1 protein-coding gene is annotated in these 1,421 nt (G+C 50.5%); it reads left to right on the forward strand.

The window, feature by feature from the left end; translation table 11 throughout:
* The first annotated feature begins 90 nt into the window (after positions 1 to 90).
* Complete coding sequence (locus NG792_RS28790) at positions 91 to 1,398, forward strand: transposase (RefSeq protein WP_435387620.1); 1,308 nt, start codon at positions 91 to 93, stop codon at positions 1,396 to 1,398.
* The last annotated feature ends 23 nt before the right edge of the window (positions 1,399 to 1,421 follow it).

Here is a 1,421-nt window from a genome sequence, read left to right on the forward strand (position 1 = left end):
CAGCAATTCTCATTTTGGAAAAACACTGTTCAAGTCCCCGGTATCCCTGTATGGTAATGATATCTGAGAAACCTAAGAGAGCCAGAGCCATTGAAAAAGCCAGGTTGGTTTGACACTCTAGTGAGTTCTTTTCGCAAGCGCTTGTCGTCGCTACCGGACAAGCGCCGAGGGAAAAATACCCGCTATGGAATGGAGGATGCTGCATTGAGCGCATTTGGGGTGTTCTTCACCCAAACCCCATCCTTCCTGGCCTATCAGCGCAAGATGGCAGGGAATAAGGGTCAAAGCAATGCTCAAAGCCTGTTTGGAGTGCATAAAATTCCCTGCGATAACCATATCCGGGACCTACTCGATGGGGTCGCGCCCTCGGAGCTGTTTCCCCTATTCGAGGAAATTTTACAGATATTGGACGAGCAGGGTCAGTTGAAGGACAAACGGTCACTGGCCGACACGCTGTTGATGGCCATGGATGGGACGGAATACTTCAGTTCAACCCAAATCCACTGTCCCCAGTGTTCGACACGCACCTTGCGCTCAGGAGAGGTTCAATACTTCCATAGCGTGGTCACGCCAGTCATTGTCTGTCCGGGTCAGACTCAGGTGATTCCCTTAGTCCCTGAGTTTGTCCGCCCCCAAGACGGTCATGACAAACAAGACTGTGAAAACGCTGCGGCGAAGCGGTGGTTGAACGAACATGGTCCGCGCTTGAGTCGATTGAAGGTAACGGTGTTAGGCGATGACTTGTACTGCCACCAACCCCTGTGTCAGCTACTGTTAGACCACCAGCTAGACTTTATCCTCGTCTGTCGCCCGGACTCCCACACCACCCTTTATGACCATCTTAAGGGGATTGACCTACCAACGGTCATCAGTAAACGGTGGACGGGAAAAATAGAGGAAACCTGGACTTACCGATATCTCAATGATTTGCCCCTCAAAGACGGGGCGGATGCGCTGTTGGTGAACTGGTGTGAGGTAACTGTCCGCCGTCCTGACCAAAAGGTGATTTACCACAACGCATTTGTGACCCACTACACTCTTACCGATGACAACGTAGCCGAGATTGTTCAAGCCGGTCGCACTCGTTGGAAGGTTGAGAACGAGAATAACAATACCCTCAAGACCAAAGGCTACCATCTCGAACACAACTTCGGTCATGGCAAACAGCATCTCGCCGCGTTGCTGGCAACTCTGAATATCTTGTCCCTACTCTTTCATACGCTGCTGGAGCTGCTCGACGAGAAATATAAACGGCTGCGAGTCCATCTGCCGACTCGCCAGACCTTTTTTGATGATTTACGGGCTTTAACCCGGTATCTGTATTTCGACAACTGGGATCATCTGCTCACCTTCATGCTCCAGGGCCTTGATCTAGAGATTCCCCCCAATAGCAGTTAAATTTTCAAAATGAGAATTGCTGA

It is taken from the genome of Laspinema olomoucense D3b, assembly GCF_025370785.1.
Taxonomy (GTDB): Bacteria; Cyanobacteriota; Cyanobacteriia; order Cyanobacteriales; family Laspinemataceae; genus Laspinema; species Laspinema olomoucense.